Origin of the sequence: Nocardia sp. NPDC059229 (assembly GCF_042754165.1) — a bacterium.
Taxonomy (GTDB): domain Bacteria; phylum Actinomycetota; class Actinomycetes; order Mycobacteriales; family Mycobacteriaceae; genus Nocardia.
The window spans coordinates 322,728-338,857 of record NZ_JBHZAK010000006.1 but is presented as its reverse complement, the minus strand read 5'-3'; the positions used below and the strand labels follow the sequence as shown (position 1 = coordinate 338,857).

Below are 16,130 nucleotides of genomic sequence, written 5' to 3'. Positions count from 1 at the left end.
ATGTTGAAGGAGAGTTCGTGGGTAAGAAGAGCCGTCTCGCTTCGGGTTTCGGAGTGATGGCTGCAGGGGTCGCGTTGCTGGGGGCGGCCACGGGGGTGGCCGGGGCGGAGCGCGCACTGACCGCGCCGGAGCAGGTGTTCGTGAGTTACCTGCAGGAGCGCGGTGAGCTGCTGACCGATCAGGATCAGCAGCTCGCGGCCATCGATGTCGGCAAGGCAGACTGCGCGGCCATCGCTTCGGGCATGACCAAGGAGCAGCTGTCCGAACAGCTTCCGGGTGGGGCGGCCGAGAAGGAGGAGGCCGTGCTGTTCCTCGACGCGGCCACCGCGCCGGGGAGCCTGTGCGGCTGAGCTGAGCCGCGGACGTAACGAGCCTGCGGGCGCTGCCGGAAACGGCGGCGCCCGCAGGTTTTTCGGTCGCCGCCGCCGGCAATACCGAAGTGGTGCGGGCCAAGCTGCGCACCATCGAGCAGCTCGGGCTCAATGAGGAGATCGAGGACGTGCTCATCACCCTCAACAGTCAGTACCACCTGGTGCGGCCACTGCGCGGGCGGCGCTCGCGGGGGCTGTTCCTGTACGTCGCGCTGGACCGGACCCGCGGCAATCTGGCACTCGCCCGGCATCGGCTCCGCGACATCGAGGAGAACCTCGAGGTCTGAGCCGTCGGAAGATTTCCGCGGCGGTGTCGTGATCGCGGCAGCCCGTTCGTGTAGGGGGTGAGTCCGGCAATCTGGCCGGGCCGCAGCCAAGGAGCGAACATGGGCAGGATCACCGCGGTCGTCAACCTCACCCTCGACGGCGTCATGCAGGCGCCGGGCCGGGCCGACGAGGACACCCGGAACGGATTCACCGGCGGCGGCTGGGCACACCGGTACGCGGACCCGGTCCAGGGCCGCGTCATCGGTGCGCACATGGCCGCGCACGGCGACGGCGGCCTGCTGTTCGGCGGTCGCACCTATGAGGACTTCTTCGGATTCTGGCCGCACCAGACGGACAATCCGTTCACCGAGGTGCTGGACAAGGCGGAGAAGTTCGTCTGCTCCCGCACCCTCGCCGAGCCGTTGCCGTGGCAGAACTCGACCCTGCTGTCCGGTGACGGGGTCGCGGCCGTGCGTGCGCTCTGCGCCGGGCGGCCGGACCTGGATCTGGTGGTCCTCGGCAGCGGCGAGTTGCTGCGCTCCCTCATGCGCGCGGGCATGATCGACGAGTACCTGCTCTCGATCCACCCGTTGACGGTCGGTCCCGGCGCGCGCCTGTTCGACGGCGTCGACGTGGGGCCGCTGCGGCTGACCGACAGCGTCACCACGACGACCGGTGTCCTCATGGCCACCTATCGTCCCGCCGGAGAGGAGTCGCGTTGACCGAGTACCTGCTCAGCGTCTACCAGCCCGACGACACCGCGCCGCCGGACAACCTCGAGAAGATCATGAGCGAGCTGACGGCACTCGATACGGAGATGCGGGAGTCCGGGGCATGGGTGTTCGCGGCCGGGCTGCACGCGCCGAGTACCGCCACCATGCTGCGCGCGCAGGGCTCCGAGGTACTCGTCACCGACGGTCCCTTTGCCGAAAGCAAGGAGCACATCGGCGGTTTCACCGTCATCCGCGCCGCCGACCTGGACGAGGCGCTGGACTGGGGCCGCCGCATGGCACGCGTCATCGGACTGCCGATCGAGGTCCGGCCCATCCAGGACAGCTGACATGCCTTCCGGCACAGTCGATGTCGCGGCCGTCTTCGCCGAGCACTACGGCCGCGCGGTGGCCTCCCTGATCCGTGTCTTCGGCGATGTCGACATCGCCGAGGACGCGGTGCAGGACGCCTTCGCCACCGCCGTGCAGCGCTGGCCGCGCGATGGGCTGCCGCCGAGTCCACCCGGCTGGATCATCACCACGGCCCGCAATCGCGCGGTGGACCGGCTGCGCCGCGAGGCCGCCCGCGCGGACAAGTACGCCCAGGCCGCGCTGCTCCGGGCAGAGGGCGAACCGATCGAGGAGGGCGCGGTGCGCGACGACCGGCTGCGCTTGATATTCACCTGCTGCCATCCCGCGCTGTCCCGCCAGGCTCAGGTGGCGCTGACCCTCCGACTGCTGGGCGGGTTGTCCACGGTAGAGGTCGCCCGGGCCTTCCAGGTGCCGGAAACGACCATGGCGCAACGCCTCACCCGCGCGAAGGGCAAGATTCGCGATGCCCGGATCCCGTATCGGGTGCCGTCCGACGCCGAGCTGCCCGCCCGGCTCGACGCCGTGCTCGCGGTCGTCTACCTGATCTACACCGAGGGCCACACCGCCACCGCCGGCGCGCGCCTGACCCGCGCCGACCTGTGCGCCGAGGCCATCCGGCTGAGCCGGGTGCTCGCGGAGCTCATGCCGGACGAACCCGAGGTCCGCGGCCTGCTCGCTCTGCTCTTGCTCAGCGAATCACGCAGTGCCGCACGCACCTCCGGGACCGGAGAGCTCGTGCCCCTCCCGGAGCAGGATCGAAGTCTCTGGGACACAGCCCTGATCGCCGAGGGCCACGCTCTGGTCCGAGAATGCCTGCGGCGCAACCAGCCCGGCCCGTACCAGACCCAGGCCGCGATCAACGCCGTCCACACCGACGCCCGTACCGCCGCCGACACCGACTGGCCGCAGATTCTCCATCTCTACGACCAGCTCCTCGCCTTCACCCCGAGCCCGGTGGTGCAGCTCAACCGCGCGGTGGCCGTCGCCGAGGTCGCCGGACCCGCAGCCGCACTGACCGAACTGGACCAGTTGGACCTCGACGACCAGCATCTCTTCCATGCCGTCCGCGCCGATCTCCTGCACCGCCTCGGCCGGAATGCCGAAGCCGCACAGGCATACCGCGCCGCGATCGCCCACGCCCGCAACGACACCGAACGCGACTTCCTCATCGCCCGCGCCGAGGCGGCACGCCCCGCCTGACCCGATGGACCCGGCCTGTCCGCGACACACCCGGCCCGACCCGATGGACCGAGTCTGCCCACCCCGGCCGGGTGCAACTCGGTGCATCGCGCGCACTGTTCCCGGTGCATCAGGCTCGGCGTTCTCGGCGTGTCACCCTCAGCGCTTGGTCAGTCGCTCCACCGAGTCGTCCGGCAGCCCGAACTGCATGTCCGTCTCCGCCTTCAACGCCTCGGCGCGTCCGAGTTCCCGCGAATTCGCATAGAGCGACTTGTAGATTCGATTCGAACCGGCCGAGTTGGCGGTGATCTGCGCGGCCAGGTGCGCCACGAATTCGTCCAGCCCCTCGTCGGGCACCGCGTGGTTCACCAGGCCCATGTCCGCGGCCTCGACACCACTGAACTGGGTGGGCATGGACCGCGCCAAGGAACTCAGCTTCACCGCCCGGCGAGCACGAGCTCAGCGCTCATGAGAATTGCCTTTCCCTCGACCGAATCCGGCCGCCGACGCGCACGCCATCGGCCGGATACCGAATTCGACTGTCTCAGTCCGGCTTCAGGCTACGGCCGACTCTTCTGCTGCCGGAGACGGCGCGGTGGCGACCGTCTTGGTCGGGGCGAAGAACGCGGCAGTGACGACACAGACCGCCAGCAGGATCACTGTGAGGTACAGCGAGTCGGTCAGGGCTGAAGCGTAGGGCGCTTTGACGAGGTCGGGGAGGTGGCCGGTTTCGCCGGACGAGGCGGGCAGCGAATGCACCGCCATGCGCGCGGTGAGAAGCGCGCCGATGCCCGCGCTACCGAGCACCGAACCTACCTGGCGGGTGGTGTTGTAGATACCCGAGGCCGCCCCCATCTGCTGCAGCGGCAGGCTCCGCAATGCCGTCGCCGGGAGCGGCGCCCAAATGCAGGAGCTGCCGATACCGCAGAGCACCGACATCACGCACATCAGCGGGATGGACCCGTGCGGGGTGGCGAGGCTGATGAACCACAACACCGCCAGAGTGAACAGGGCGAAGCCGAATGTCAGCAGATAGCGCGGCGCCACCATGTCCGAGAGCTTGCCGACCACCGGCGACAGGATGGCGGAAACGACTGCCATCGGGGCGAATACCAGCGCCGCCTTCGTCGGGGACAAGTCGCGCACCACCTGCAGGTAGAAGTACGACGGCACCATCTGGGCCGTCATCGCCGCGCCCAGCGCACCGGTCGCCACATTGCCGAGAGAGAAGTTGCGGTTCCGGAACAGGCCCAGCGGCACCAGCGGTTCGATCTTCGTGCGGCCCTGGTACACCAGGAAGAGCGCGAGGACGACGAGACCGCCGAAGATCAGGCCCCACACCCAGCCCGCCCAGTGGTAGCTGTTGCCCTCTTGGATGCCGAACACCAACGCCGACATTCCGATCGCGACGACGATCACCCCTGGGATGTCGAAACGATGATCGTTCGTCGGCAGCGCCGGAACCAGCCACGCACCCAACGCGAATGCGAGCAAGCCGATCGGCACGTTGACATAGAAGATCCACTGCCAGCCGCCATTGTCGATGAGCGCACCGCCGAAGATCGGGCCGACCAGCGTCGCGATGCCCGCGACTCCACCCCACACTCCCATCGCCGCGCCACGCTTGTCCCACGGGAAGATTCGGCCGATCACCGCCATCGTCTGCGGCGCCATCAACGCCGCGCCGAGACCCTGCACAGCTCGGGCGGAGATCAGCGAGCCGATGCTGCCCGCCAGGCCACACCACAGCGACGCCAGCGTGAAGACCGCAAGTCCCCCTAGGTACAGGTATTTCGGTCCGAAACGGTCGCCGAGGCGGCCGGTGATGAGCAGCGGCACCGCAAAGGTGAGCAGGTAAGCACTGGTCACCCAGATCACCTTGGACATGTCGGTGTGCAGGCCGTTCATGATCGCCGGATTCGCCACCGCGACGATGGTCATGTCCAACAGGATCGTGAAGTAGCCCATGCACAGCGCGCCCAGTGCCCCCCAGGGGCTGCGTTCAGTTGTCATGTCCCCGCCCTCGATTTCTATGCTGATCGACACAGAAATAGGTAGCAGCGCTCCGGACGCCGGGTCAAGAGATATCTTTAGTGGGCGACACAGAATTCGTGGGACCACGGAAGGGTAAGTGGAGAATGGGAGAGCGTGGTCGTCCCCGCGGCTTCGACCGCGACGCCGTGCTGAGGCAGGCGATGGTTGCGTTCTGGAGCAACGGGTATGAAGGGACGTCGATGACAGACCTCACGGCCGCAATGGGTATCGCCTCGCCCAGTATCTATGCCTGCTTCGGCTCCAAGGAACAACTCTTCCGTGCGGCTGTCGAGCTTTACGACTCGATCGTGGGCAGTCCGGCGCGCCTCGCGCTCGACCACGCCCCCGTCGCCCGTGAGGCGGTACACGAGTTGCTATGCGCGAGTGCCGATTTCTACGCCGATCCCGCGACTCCGCCCGGATGCATGGTCACCCTGGCCGCCCGGACCGCGATAAATCAAGACGCCCAGGCATTCCTCGCCGACCTTCGTCGCGGCATGCAAGCCGCGATCGCGGCCCGGCTGCGCCGCGCGGTCGACGAGGGCGACCTTCCCGCCGAAGCAACCGTCGACATCATGGCCGCGTTCTACACCACGGTCCAACAAGGCATGTCGATACAGGCCCGCGATGGCGCCACCCGCACCGACTTGGAGGCCATCGTCACTGCCGCCATGTCCGCATGGGAACCGTTGGCAGGCCTACACTGACGCTTCCTTTCGTCGAAAACTACGCCGCCCCACCGTTCGTCGGCGAAATTCATGGCACAGCAGTGGTTTCGGTTGCCGGTATGGCGCCGCGCAAACCCTCGTCGACGGCGCCGACCAGAACGTCTCCGAGTTCGGCGGATAGCATGCCTTCGACGTAGCCGAGATTCAACCCTGCGGCACAACAGTATCCGCAGTCTTGCCATCAGGTGACGATCGTCGATGCCAGGGTTTGCATGAACGCGTGTATGCCCGCCAGCGTGTGCGCCGGCATCATGACGTCACAGAACGGCAGCGCCGCCGCCATCGCACCGGTGGTCGGCTGGAATAGGGAGTCGCCGGCCCGGGGATTGAGCCAGATGACGCGCCAGGCCCGGCGTCGGATCCGGGCCATCGCGCGGGCGAGGACATCGGGTGTGTCGCTGTCCCAGCCGTCCGATGCGATGACGACGACGGCGCCGCGCACGGCGTTGCCAGACGGAGTCGCGAGCAACGTACCGAGGCACCGGCCGATATGCGTGCCGCCGTAGCGGTCGACCACCTTGTCGTTGGCCCGGGCCACCGCGACATCCGGGGAGCGGTGCGCCAGCACCGAGGTCAGCCTGGTCAGCGAGGTGGAGAAGGCGAACACCTCGGGGCGATCGGGCGAACGGCGCTGCATCGCTGCCCGCATCAGGTGCAGGTAGATCGTCGAATACGGCTGCATCGAGCGGCTGACGTCGCAGAGCATGACGATTCGGCGCGGGCGGCGCCGATGACGAGTACGGATCAGCACCGCCGGCTCCCAGCCGGTACGGCGGGAGTGGTCCATCGTCGCCCGGAAGTCGATCCGCTTGCCGTGCGGATGGTGTGCCCAGCGCCTGCTCCGGCGCTGCGGCCACAGCGCCGACGCCTGCTCCAGCCAGGCGCCGACCATCCGCAGGTCGTCCGGATCGAAACGGGCGAACGGTTCCTGTTCCCGGGCCGCGAACCGGCTCGGCAGCACGTCCGGCAGCGCCACACCCCGGTCGGTCGATCGGTCGGCACCGGTTGCTGATTGCAGTGTCGCCCAAGGGACTTCACCGCCCTGCCCGGACTGCCCCCGGCCGCCCGTGCCCGGCGCCGGCGCGCGTTCGGTCGGCAGTCCATGGACTCGGCTCGCCGGGTCCACACCGAGCACCGCGTCGGCGAACACCGTCGCGAAGACCGCGTCGAAGGCGGCGAGATCCTGCATGCGATCGACGAGCGTGAGTCGCGCAGCCCAATAGAGTTCGGTGCGCGACCGCGGCGCCATGCGACGCAAGGCCTGCACGAACAGCGCGGGCCCGCTCGGCGCCACCGCGACGCCACCACGCCGCAGCCGCGCGACCACCGCGACAGCGAACGCGGCCAGATCGACGCGCAGCAGTGCCGCTCGCGTCATCGCTTCCCGCGCATCTGCCTGCGTACCAGGATGATTCCGAGTACGGCCGCGAGCACGAACGCGATCGCGGGCCCGTACTTCTTGATCATCGCGGGCACGACGAGCTCGACCAGATCGAGCGGCGCCGGCTCGGTTTCCGCGACCGGTTGCGGCCGTGCCGCTCGGCTGTCCGGCCCGGCCGTCGCTGCGGCGGCCGAATCGCCCGCTGCGAGCTTCTCTTCCAGAGAGGCGACGAATTGACCGATCATCTTCTCCGACACCTGCTGCAACATCCCGCTGCCGAACTGGGCGAGCTTGCCGACGATCTTGAGGTCGGTGTCCACGGTGACACGGGTCTCGTCACCGTCTTCGCGCAATTGCGTGGTGATGGTCGCCGCCGCGTTTCCGGATCCGCGTGAATCCCGGCCGCTACCGGTGATGACGGCGCGATGGTCGTGTTCGTCGCGCTCGACGAAATTCGCCTTCCCGGTGAATTCACTGGTCACCGGGCCGACTTTGACCTTCAGTTTGCCGAGGAAGTCCTCACCCTCCCAGCCGACCAGCTGTGCCCCGGGCATGAGCGGAACCACCTGTTCGAGATCGGTCAGCACCGCCCATGCCTGCTCGAGGGGTGCGTGGACGGTGAACTCATTGGCGATCTTCATCGGAGTATCCCTCTCATCCGGTAGCCAGGCTTCGGGTGTATTCGACGAATGCCTCATGGACCGTGGTGCGGTCGTCGGGTGTTTTCGCCAGTGCGCTGAGCGCGGCGACCGCCTCCGGCGCGGTGAGATCGGCGACGTCGAGCGTCACCAGCGCGGCGATCCAGTCGATGGTCTCGGCGACACCGGGCGGCTTGTCGAGATCGAGATCGCGAGCGCGGCCCACGAATTGGGTGGCGTGCTCGATCAGCGCGTCGGTGGCCCCGGGCACGGTGCGTCGCACGATCGCCACCGCACGGGCCGGTTCCGGGTAGTCGATCCAGTGGTAGAGGCAGCGTCGCCGCAGCGCGTCGTGGAGGTCACGACTGCGGTTCGAGGTCAGCACCGCGAGCGGCGGATGTTCGGTGACAAAGGTCCCGAGTTCGGGAACGGTCACCGTGGCCTCACCGAGGAATTCGAGCAGCAGCGCTTCGAATTCGTCGTCGGCACGGTCGATTTCGTCGATCAGCAGCACCGGGGGCGTCGGGCCGCGATATCGCACACAGCGCAGGATCGGGCGGTCGACCAGATATGCCTCGGTGAACAGGTCGGCTTCGGTGAGCTCGGCGCCGCGCGCCTCGGCGAGCCGGATGCTGAGCAGCTGACGCTGGTAGTTCCAGTCGTACAGCGCTTCGCTCACGGTGAGGCCCTCATAGCACTGCAGGCGGATCAGCGGCGCACCCAGCACGGTGGCCAGGGTCTTCGCCGCCGTCGTCTTGCCCACTCCCGGTTCACCTTCCAGCAGCAGCGGCCGGCCCAACGTGGTGGCCAGATAGAAGGCGGCGGCGGTTCCGGTATCGAGCAGGTAGTCGTCGGCGTCGAATCGCCGCACCACGTCCTCGATATCGTCGAACGGCGACATCATGGCGACGTCGCGGCGCGCAGGCGCTTGTAGTCGTCCCAGGTGTCGACGTCCAAGGGCACCGGTGCGTCGACGTCGAGTTGCGACACCGGGACGCGGCCCGACTCGATGATCTTCCACACGGCCTTGTCGCCGTGCAATCGCGCCAACTCACCGAATATGCTGCGACTCAGCCAAAATGGATGCCCGATACCGTCGTGGTAGCGGCAGACCGTGAGCACGGCGGACGTTCCCTCGGCGATCAGCCGCTCGACGGTCGCCGCCGGCAGACCCGGTTGATCACCGAGCATCAGCACGATTCCGGCGGCCCGAGGATGCACCAGGTTCAGGGCCGAACGCAACGACGACGAACAGCCCGAACCGAAGTCTTCGGCCAGCACGACCTCCACCCCGGTGAGATCGACCTGCTGGGCCACCGCCGCCGCCGAGCCGCCGAGCGTGACGATGATCTGATCGAACGCGCAGGACCGCACCATGTCGAGGGTGGCGCCGAGAACCGTCGTATTCCGGTACGGCAGTATCTGTTTCGCCGTGCCGAGACGCTCCGAGGTTCCCGCCGCGAGCACCACTCCGGTGACGACCCCGTTCGTCATGAGCCTGTCCTCGTCGCTGCGAAAGAGGTGCGGCAGCCGGAGCTGCAGAACCAGTGGTCGACACCGTCGACAATGAGATGCGGGGTGTCCGGCCCGACGGTCACCGTCATGCCGCACACCGGATCGAGCACCTCGATCGGGACCTTCGCCGCGCGGGACGTGACGGCCAAGCCACCTTTACGGATCGCCTGGATCACTTCCGCGACAATCGAGACCGCTATCTCCGCGGACGTCTTGGCGCCGATCGGCAAGCCCACCGGGGTGCGTACGCGAGCCCGCTCGGCATCGGTCAATTCGAGGTCGTCGAGGATCGACGCGCCCCGAATCGTGCTGGCCACCAACCCGATGTACCCCACACCCGCGTCGAGCGCGACGCGGATCATCTCGGCCTCCGGGCCACCGTGGCTGGCGATCACCACCACCGTCGTATCGGCCAGCGAATCCAGCGAGCCGGCGTCGGCAGCACCGCGCCGCACCCCGAAGCCCACCAGTTCGCACATGTCGGCCAAGGCATCCGCGATGGGTGTCGCGCCGCAGATGCGCACCAGCGGCGCCGGGATCTGCGGCTCCAGGAAGATCTCCAGCGCTCCACCGGACAGACAGGGATTCACCACCACCGCCGCGCCGGGCGCTTCGGGAAAATGCAGATCGCCGTCGGGCAGTACGCGCAGCAGCACGCTCTCGTGCGACTGCAGGGCACCCAGCGCCGCCTTGCGGACCGAGTTCTGGGCGCACTGGCCGCCGACGAATCCTTCGATCGTCCCGTCCTGCAACAGGATCGCCTCGTCGCCGGCGTGCGCCGAGGTCGGCTGCTGGGCGCGCACGACGGTCGCGTGCACGAACGGGGTCCGGGTGCGGACCAGCTCCTGTGCACGGTCGTTCATCTTCATCGGTGATCCCATCGCTCGGACCCCACTCAGATGGGCGGTGTGGCGCGGCCCTGCATCGCGTCCCACACCCGCGACGGCGTCAACGGCATGTCGGCGTGCCGAACCCCGAACGGCGCCAGCGCATCCACCACCGCGTTGACCACCGCCGCCGGCGATCCGACCGTGGCCGATTCGCCGATGCCCTTCGCGCCGATCGGATGATGCGGCGACGGCGTGACCGTATATCCGGTCTCGAAGTGCGGAACCTCCAGCGCCGTCGGGATGAGGTAGTCCATCAGCGATCCGCCGAGGCAGTTGCCGTCCTCGTCGAAGGCCATGATCTCCATCAGCGCCATGCCGATGCCATCGGTGATGCCGCCGTGCACTTGACCCTCGATGATCATCGGATTGATCCGGGTGCCGCAATCGTCCACGGCGAGGAAGCGCCGCACCTTCACCACGGCGGTCCCCGGGTCGATGTCGACGACGCAGAAGTACGCACCGTAGGGGAAGGTGAGATTCTCCGGGTTGTAACAGATCTGCGCGTCGAGTCCGCCCTCGATCCCCTCGGGCAGATCACCGGCGCCGTGTGCGCGCATCGCGATCTGCTGGATCGTCACGGCCGCGGACGGATCGCCCTTGACGTGGAACGAGCCCTTCTCCCACTCGAGGTCGGCGACGGAGACCTCGAGCATGCCCGACGCGATGATGCGCGCCTTGTCGCGCACCTTCCGCGCCACCAGTGCGGCAGCGGCGCCCGAGACCGGTGTCGACCGGCTGCCGTAGGTGCCGAGGCCGAACGGTGTCTGATCGGTGTCGCCGTGCACAACGTCGATGTCGTCGGGCGGGATGCCGAGTTCCTCTGCGACGATCTGGGCGAACGTCGTCTCGTGCCCCTGTCCCTGAGTCTGAACCGACAGCCGCACAACGGCTTTGCCGGTCGGATGGACTCGCAGCTCGCACCCGTCGGCCATCCCGAGTCCGAGGATGTCCATATCCTTGCGCGGACCCGCGCCCGCGGCCTCGGTGAAGAAGGACATCCCGATGCCCATCAACTCGCCGCGGGCGCGCCTTTCCCGCTGTTCTTTACGCAAGGCGTCGTAGCCGATCATGTCCATCGCCAGACGCATGGTCTTCTCGTAGTCGCCGGAGTCGTAGACCCAGCCGGTCTTGCTCTTGTACGGGAATTGTTCGGCGCGAAGAAGATTCCGCAGCCGCAGCTCGGCCGGATCCATCTTCAGCTCGTAGGCGAGGCAATCCACCAACCGCTCGACGAAGTAGACGGCCTCGGTGACCCGGAACGAGCACGCGTAGGCGACGCCGCCGGGGGCCTTGTTGGTGTAGACCGCGGTCATCTTGCAGTAGGCGGCCTCGATGTCATAGCTACCGGTGAAGACGCCAAAGAAGCCCGCCGGATACTTCAGCGGCGCGGCCGTGCCGTTGAAGGCGCCGTGATCGGCGAGCACGGTCGACCGGATGGCCAGGATCCTGCCGTCGGTGGTGGCGGCGATTTCGCCGACCATGATGTAGTCGCGGGCGAATCCGGTGCTGGTGAGGTTCTCGCTGCGATCCTCCATCCACTTCACCGGTTTGCCCAGCAACAGCGACGCGACGATGGCGCAGACATATCCCGGATAGATGGGGACCTTGTTGCCGAACCCGCCGCCGATATCGGGTGAGATCACCCGGATCTTGTGTTCGGGCAGTCCGGCCACCATCGCGTAGATCGTGCGGTGGGCGTGCGGCGCTTGGCTCGTCGACCACAGCGTGAGCTTCCCCGTCACGGGATCGAGATCGGCGACAGCGCCGCAGGTCTCCATCGGGGCGGGATGGACTCGCGGATAGACGATCTCCTGCTTGACCACGACATCGGCGCGCGCGAACACCGCCTCGGTCGCGGCGGCATCGCCGGTCTCCCAGTCGAAGCAGTGGTTGTCCCGCTTGCCCTGGAGATCATCGCGGATCACCGGCGTATCGGGCGCCAGTGCGGTCCGGGCATCGATCACCGGATCGAGCATCTCGTACTCGACATTGATGAGCTCCAACGCATCACGCGCGGAGTAGCGATCCTCGGCGACGACGAAGGCCACCTCCTGGCCCTGGAATCGGACCTTGTCCGTCGCCAGCACCGCCTGCACATCGTTGGACAGCGTCGGCATCCAGGCCAGACCCTTCGCCGCGAGATCGGCACCGGTGACGACCGCCTTGACCTTCGGATGTGCCTGTGCCGCTGAGACATCGACGCTCACGATCCGCGCGTGCGCGAACGGGGAACGCAGTATCGCCATGTGCAGCATCCCAGGCAGCTGTACGTCGTCGACATAGTTGCCGCGCCCGCGAATGAACCGCGGATCCTCCTTGCGGAGCATCCTGCCGTGACCGCACGGCTTGCGGTCGTTGTCGACTCGGTCTTCGGGCCGGGGCTCGACGGCGGTCATGACGTGCTCCCTACCGGCGTCGGCGTGGCCGCGGGTTCGGGCTCCACCGCTTCGCCTCGTTGCTTCGCCGCGGCCCACTGGATCGACCGCACGATGGTCGTATATCCGGTGCAGCGGCAGATCTGGCCCGAGATCGCCTCCCGAATGGTCTGCTCGTCGGGATTCGGATTGCGGTCGAGCAGGGCGCGGGCGGTGATCATCATTCCGGGCGTGCAGAATCCGCACTGCAACCCGTGACACTGCATGAAGCCCTCCTGCACGGGATCGAGCCGGCCGTCCACCTCGAGCCCCTCGACAGTGCGCACCGCGTGGCCGTCGGCCATCACGGCCAGCATCGTGCACGACTTCACCGGTTCGCCGTCGACCTCTACCACACAGGTGCCGCAGTTGCTGGTGTCACAGCCCCAGTGGGTTCCGGTGAGCCGCAACTGATCTCGCAGGAAATGCACCAGCAGGATGCGTGGCTCGACCTCCGCGGTCACCGGCTCGCCGTTGACGGTCATGGTTACCTGCATGGCTAATTCCCTTCCAGCGCAGATTCGTTCAGGACGCGCTCGACCGCGGTACGCAGCACGCGAATCGTCAGTTCGGACGCGAGATGGCGCTTGTAGTCCGCGCTGCCGCGCGCATCGGTGACAGGTGAGCACGCTGCGCTCGCGCGGCGGCCCGCCTCCGCGAAAACGTCTTCGGTGGGCGGCCCGCCGATGAGTGCGTCGACTGCGCCGGCGAGCGCCGCCGGATCGGGGTTGACCGCGGTCAGACCGATCCGTGCGGCCGCTATCGTCTCGCCGTGCAGTGTCACGGTCGCCCCTGCCGCCGCGATCGCCCAGTCGCCGACCCGGCGCTCCACCTTCGCGTAGGCACTCGAGGTCCGATGCCGCACCGGAATTCGGATCTCGATCAGAAGTTCGTTGTGCGCCATGGCGGTTTCGTACGGACCGACCAGGAAGTCGTCCATGGCGATCTCCCGGTCGCCGGACGGCCCGCGCACCAGGCAGGTGGCACCGAGGACCGTGCAGACGGTGGTGAGATCCTCGGCGGGATCGGCCTGGCACAGCGAGCCGCCGATCGTGCCGCGATTGCGCACGACCGGATCGGCGATCACACGCTCGGCGTCACGGAAGATCGGGCACACCGCGGCGAGATCGTCGGACTCGAGCAAATGCCGATGCCGGACCATCGCACCGATGCGCACCAGGGTCGGATCGGTGACGATGTAGCCCAGTTCGGCAGCCAGGTCGTTGATGTCGATGAGATATTCCGGATTGGCCAGCCGCAGCTTCATCATCGGTAGCAGGCTGTGCCCGCCCGCCACGATGCGCGCCTCGTCGCCGAGCCGGTCCAGTAGTCCGATGGCGTGATCCACGCCCGTTGCGCGCTCATATTCGAATGGCCCAGGAACTTGCACGTGATCTACCTCACATCAATGGGAAGAAGCTCAGCCTCTGTCCCGCTGATGCGGTCGTCAAGACCCAGTTAAGCAATCGCTTAACTGGCTGTTTGCGCCTTGTGGTGGATGCGGCCGCCGGTCCGGGTCAGGGAGCGACCGTGTCCGCCCCAGCGGCGCGCGATGATCTCCGCCGCGATGGACACCGCCGTCTCCTCGGGTGTCCGGCCGCCCAGATCCAGCCCGATCGGGCTGGCAAGCCGGGCGAGTTGCTCGTCGGTGAGACCTGCCTGTCGCAGCCGGGTCAGCCGCTCGTCGTGCGTGCGGCGCGACCCCATGGCGCCGACATAGCCGATCTCCGGCGCGCGCAGGGCCACCTCGAGCAGTGGAACGTCGAACTTGGGATCGTGGGTCAGCACGCAGACGACGGTCTGCGAATCGATCGCACCGGCCGCGATCTGCGCGGCCAGGTAGCGGTGCGGCCAGTCGACGACGACCTCGTCGGCGGTCGGGAACCGGGCGGAGGTGGCGAAGACCGGCCGCGCGTCGCACACCGTCACCCGGTACCCGAGGAACGATCCCTGCTGTGCCAGGGCGGCTGCGAAATCGATCGCCCCGAACACCAGCATCCGCGGCTGCCGGGCATAGCTCGCGACGAAAACCGCCATGCCCTCGCCGCGGCGCTGCCCGTCCGGACCGTAGGACAGCACCTCGCTGCGGCCTGCCGCGAGCAGCCCGCGCGCGTCATCGATCACCGCATCGTTTGCGCGCGCCGACCCCAGGGTGCCGTGCGCGCTGCGCGGCCGGATCAGCAGCCGTCGCCCTATCCGGGCGGCGTCGGGGTGCTCGATGACGGTCGCGATCGCGACGGGCCGATCAGCGGCGATCTCCGCGGCGACCTCGCCGAGTTCCGGAAACGTTGCCCGCGAGACCGCCTCGACGAAGATGTCGATGATGCCGCCGCAGGTGAGACCGACGGCGAATGCGTCGTCGTCGGAGATGCCGAACCGCTCCAGCACCGGACGACCGGTCCGGATGACGTCGGTGGCGAGTTCGTAGACCGCGCCTTCGACGCAGCCGCCGGAGACCGAACCGCCGACCGTGCCGTCCGAGGCGACGACCATGGCCGCGCCCGGCGGTCGCGGCGCCGAACGGAAGGTCCGCACGACCGTCGCCACCCCCGCCGTGCCCCCGCCGTTCCAGGTTTTCATCAGATCCGTGAGCACGTCCTGCATGGTGCGTCCTCCGGGCGCGATGCGGCTGTAGGCACTGCGTCCACCTCCAAACTAGACTCGGGTTGTGACGCCCGCCCAGCTTCGGGCCTACTCGACGGTGGTGCGGCTCGGCTCCGTCCATGCGGCGGCCAGAGAGCTGGGGATATCCGACGCCGGTGTCTCGACGCACATCGCGCAGCTGCGTAAGGAGCTCGACGACCCGCTGTTCACTCGCACGGCGGCCGGTCTGGCCTTCACGCCCGGTGGGTTACGCCTGGCCAGCCGGGCGATCGAGATTCTAGGACTGCAGCGCCAGACCGCCATCGAGGTGAGCGAGGCGGCGCACGGCCGGCGGCTGCTCCGCATCGCGGCCTCGAGCGCGTTCGCCGAACATGCCGCGCCCGGCCTCATCGATCTGTTCGCGGCGCGGGCGAAGGATCTGTCGGTCGAGCTGAGTGTTCATCCCACCAGCCAGTTCCGCAGCTTGATCGAGACCCGTGCGGTGGACATCGCGCTGGGACCCGGGCAGAACGACACCGATACGGCGACCACCACCCGGCCGTTCCTGAAGTATCAGATCATTTCGGTCGCGCGCCCCGACAGCCCGCTGGCGGACGTCGCACCGTATCCGGCGCTGCTGCGGGAGCAGCAGTGGATGCTGGGCCCCGGCGCCGGCAGTGTCGACGGGCGTATCGCGACGATGCTGCGCGAGTTGGCGATTCCCGAATCACACCAGCGGATCTTCCAGAGCGACGCGGCCGCCCTCGAAGAGGTCCGCCGGGTCGGGGGCATCACCCTCGCGATCGGCTTCGCCGTCTCCTCCGACCTCGCGGCCGGTCGGTTGACCCGCATCAAGGGAGCCGGCCTTCAGGTATCCGACGAGTGGTGCGCGACCACTCTGCCACCCGACACCCGACAGCCCGCGGTGTCGGAACTGCTGAGGTTCATCGCCACCCCGCGATGCATCCAGGCGATGATCCGCGGGTCCGGGGTCGGAGTCACCCGGTTCCGCCCGAAAGTGCATGTGACGTTGTGGAGTTGACCCTAC

At 67.9% G+C, this 16,130-nt stretch carries 17 protein-coding genes and 1 pseudogene; 7 read left to right on the top strand and 11 right to left on the bottom strand.

Annotated elements, in window-relative coordinates; all coding sequences use genetic code 11:
* The first annotated feature begins 17 nt into the window (after positions 1 to 17).
* From ACFXHE_RS17120 to ACFXHE_RS17100, 5 genes and pseudogenes are all read left to right on the top strand, one after another.
* Positions 18 to 350, top strand: coding sequence for a DUF732 domain-containing protein (locus ACFXHE_RS17120; protein WP_379384018.1), 333 nt, complete (start codon positions 18 to 20; stop codon positions 348 to 350).
* 65 nt (positions 351 to 415) lie between these two features.
* A pseudogene (locus tag ACFXHE_RS17115) lies at positions 416 to 658 on the top strand (hypothetical protein); the annotation flags it as partial.
* A gap of 99 nt (positions 659 to 757) precedes the next feature.
* Entirely contained in the window at positions 758 to 1,360 is a 603-nt protein-coding gene (locus tag ACFXHE_RS17110) for a dihydrofolate reductase family protein (RefSeq protein ID WP_379384016.1), read from the top strand.
* Positions 1,357 to 1,698, top strand: coding sequence for a YciI family protein (locus ACFXHE_RS17105; protein WP_379384014.1), 342 nt, complete (start codon positions 1,357 to 1,359; stop codon positions 1,696 to 1,698). The genes ACFXHE_RS17110 and ACFXHE_RS17105 overlap by 4 nt, the downstream gene beginning before the upstream one ends.
* Before the next feature lies 1 nt (position 1,699).
* Complete coding sequence (locus ACFXHE_RS17100; RefSeq protein WP_379384012.1) at positions 1,700 to 2,920, top strand: RNA polymerase sigma factor; 1,221 nt, start codon at positions 1,700 to 1,702, stop codon at positions 2,918 to 2,920.
* A 138-nt stretch (positions 2,921 to 3,058) separates the two neighbouring features.
* Here ACFXHE_RS17100 and ACFXHE_RS17095 read toward each other — a convergent pair whose 3' ends face one another.
* Together ACFXHE_RS17095 and ACFXHE_RS17090 are read right to left on the bottom strand one after the other, a co-directional pair.
* The gene (locus tag ACFXHE_RS17095; protein ID WP_379384010.1) at positions 3,059 to 3,313 is read right to left on the bottom strand and encodes an enoyl-CoA hydratase/isomerase family protein; all 255 of its coding nucleotides are present in this window, start codon (positions 3,311 to 3,313) and stop codon (positions 3,059 to 3,061) included.
* A gap of 141 nt (positions 3,314 to 3,454) precedes the next feature.
* Entirely contained in the window at positions 3,455 to 4,912 is a 1,458-nt protein-coding gene (locus ACFXHE_RS17090) for an MFS transporter (RefSeq protein WP_379384192.1), read from the bottom strand.
* Positions 4,913 to 5,037: 125 nt separating this feature from the next.
* On the opposite strand from ACFXHE_RS17090, the gene ACFXHE_RS17085 reads away from it, so the two are divergent.
* Positions 5,038 to 5,640 (top strand): TetR/AcrR family transcriptional regulator, encoded by a 603-nt coding sequence (locus tag ACFXHE_RS17085; RefSeq protein WP_379384008.1) that lies wholly within the window; start codon positions 5,038 to 5,040, stop codon positions 5,638 to 5,640.
* A gap of 202 nt (positions 5,641 to 5,842) precedes the next feature.
* On the opposite strand, the gene ACFXHE_RS17080 is transcribed toward ACFXHE_RS17085, so the two are convergent.
* The 9 genes from ACFXHE_RS17080 to ACFXHE_RS17040 all read right to left on the bottom strand — a co-directional run bounded on the left by ACFXHE_RS17080 (position 5,843) and on the right by ACFXHE_RS17040 (position 15,103).
* On the bottom strand, positions 5,843 to 7,039 hold the full coding sequence (locus ACFXHE_RS17080) for a VWA domain-containing protein (protein WP_379384006.1): 1,197 nt from the start codon (positions 7,037 to 7,039) through the stop codon (positions 5,843 to 5,845).
* A complete protein-coding gene (locus tag ACFXHE_RS17075) occupies positions 7,036 to 7,683 on the bottom strand; it encodes an SRPBCC family protein (RefSeq protein ID WP_379384004.1) in 648 nt (215 codons plus the stop codon). The genes ACFXHE_RS17080 and ACFXHE_RS17075 overlap by 4 nt, the downstream gene beginning before the upstream one ends.
* A 13-nt stretch (positions 7,684 to 7,696) precedes the next feature.
* Positions 7,697 to 8,584, bottom strand: a complete 888-nt coding sequence (locus ACFXHE_RS17070) for an AAA family ATPase (protein ID WP_379384002.1) — start codon at positions 8,582 to 8,584, stop codon at positions 7,697 to 7,699.
* Entirely contained in the window at positions 8,581 to 9,174 is a 594-nt protein-coding gene (locus tag ACFXHE_RS17065) for an NTP transferase domain-containing protein (RefSeq protein WP_379384000.1), read from the bottom strand. The genes ACFXHE_RS17070 and ACFXHE_RS17065 overlap by 4 nt, the downstream gene beginning before the upstream one ends.
* Entirely contained in the window at positions 9,171 to 10,064 is an 894-nt protein-coding gene (locus tag ACFXHE_RS17060; protein ID WP_379383998.1) for an XdhC family protein, read from the bottom strand. Before ACFXHE_RS17060 ends, ACFXHE_RS17065 begins: the two co-directional genes overlap by 4 nt.
* Positions 10,065 to 10,090: 26 nt before the next feature.
* Complete coding sequence (locus ACFXHE_RS17055) at positions 10,091 to 12,481, bottom strand: aerobic carbon-monoxide dehydrogenase large subunit (protein WP_379383997.1); 2,391 nt, start codon at positions 12,479 to 12,481, stop codon at positions 10,091 to 10,093.
* Positions 12,478 to 12,996, bottom strand: a complete 519-nt coding sequence (locus tag ACFXHE_RS17050; RefSeq protein ID WP_364626047.1) for a (2Fe-2S)-binding protein — start codon at positions 12,994 to 12,996, stop codon at positions 12,478 to 12,480. Before ACFXHE_RS17050 ends, ACFXHE_RS17055 begins: the two co-directional genes overlap by 4 nt.
* A 2-nt stretch (positions 12,997 to 12,998) precedes the next feature.
* Positions 12,999 to 13,889: an FAD binding domain-containing protein gene (locus tag ACFXHE_RS17045; RefSeq protein WP_379383995.1), complete on the bottom strand. Its 891-nt coding sequence runs from the start codon at positions 13,887 to 13,889 to the stop codon at positions 12,999 to 13,001.
* A gap of 80 nt (positions 13,890 to 13,969) precedes the next feature.
* The gene (locus tag ACFXHE_RS17040) at positions 13,970 to 15,103 is read right to left on the bottom strand and encodes an XdhC family protein (protein WP_379383993.1); all 1,134 of its coding nucleotides are present in this window, start codon (positions 15,101 to 15,103) and stop codon (positions 13,970 to 13,972) included.
* Positions 15,104 to 15,167: 64 nt separating this feature from the next.
* Between ACFXHE_RS17040 and ACFXHE_RS17035 the strand changes: the two genes are divergently transcribed.
* Positions 15,168 to 16,124: a LysR family transcriptional regulator gene (locus ACFXHE_RS17035; RefSeq protein ID WP_379383991.1), complete on the top strand. Its 957-nt coding sequence runs from the start codon at positions 15,168 to 15,170 to the stop codon at positions 16,122 to 16,124.
* Positions 16,125 to 16,130 lie beyond the last annotated feature (6 nt).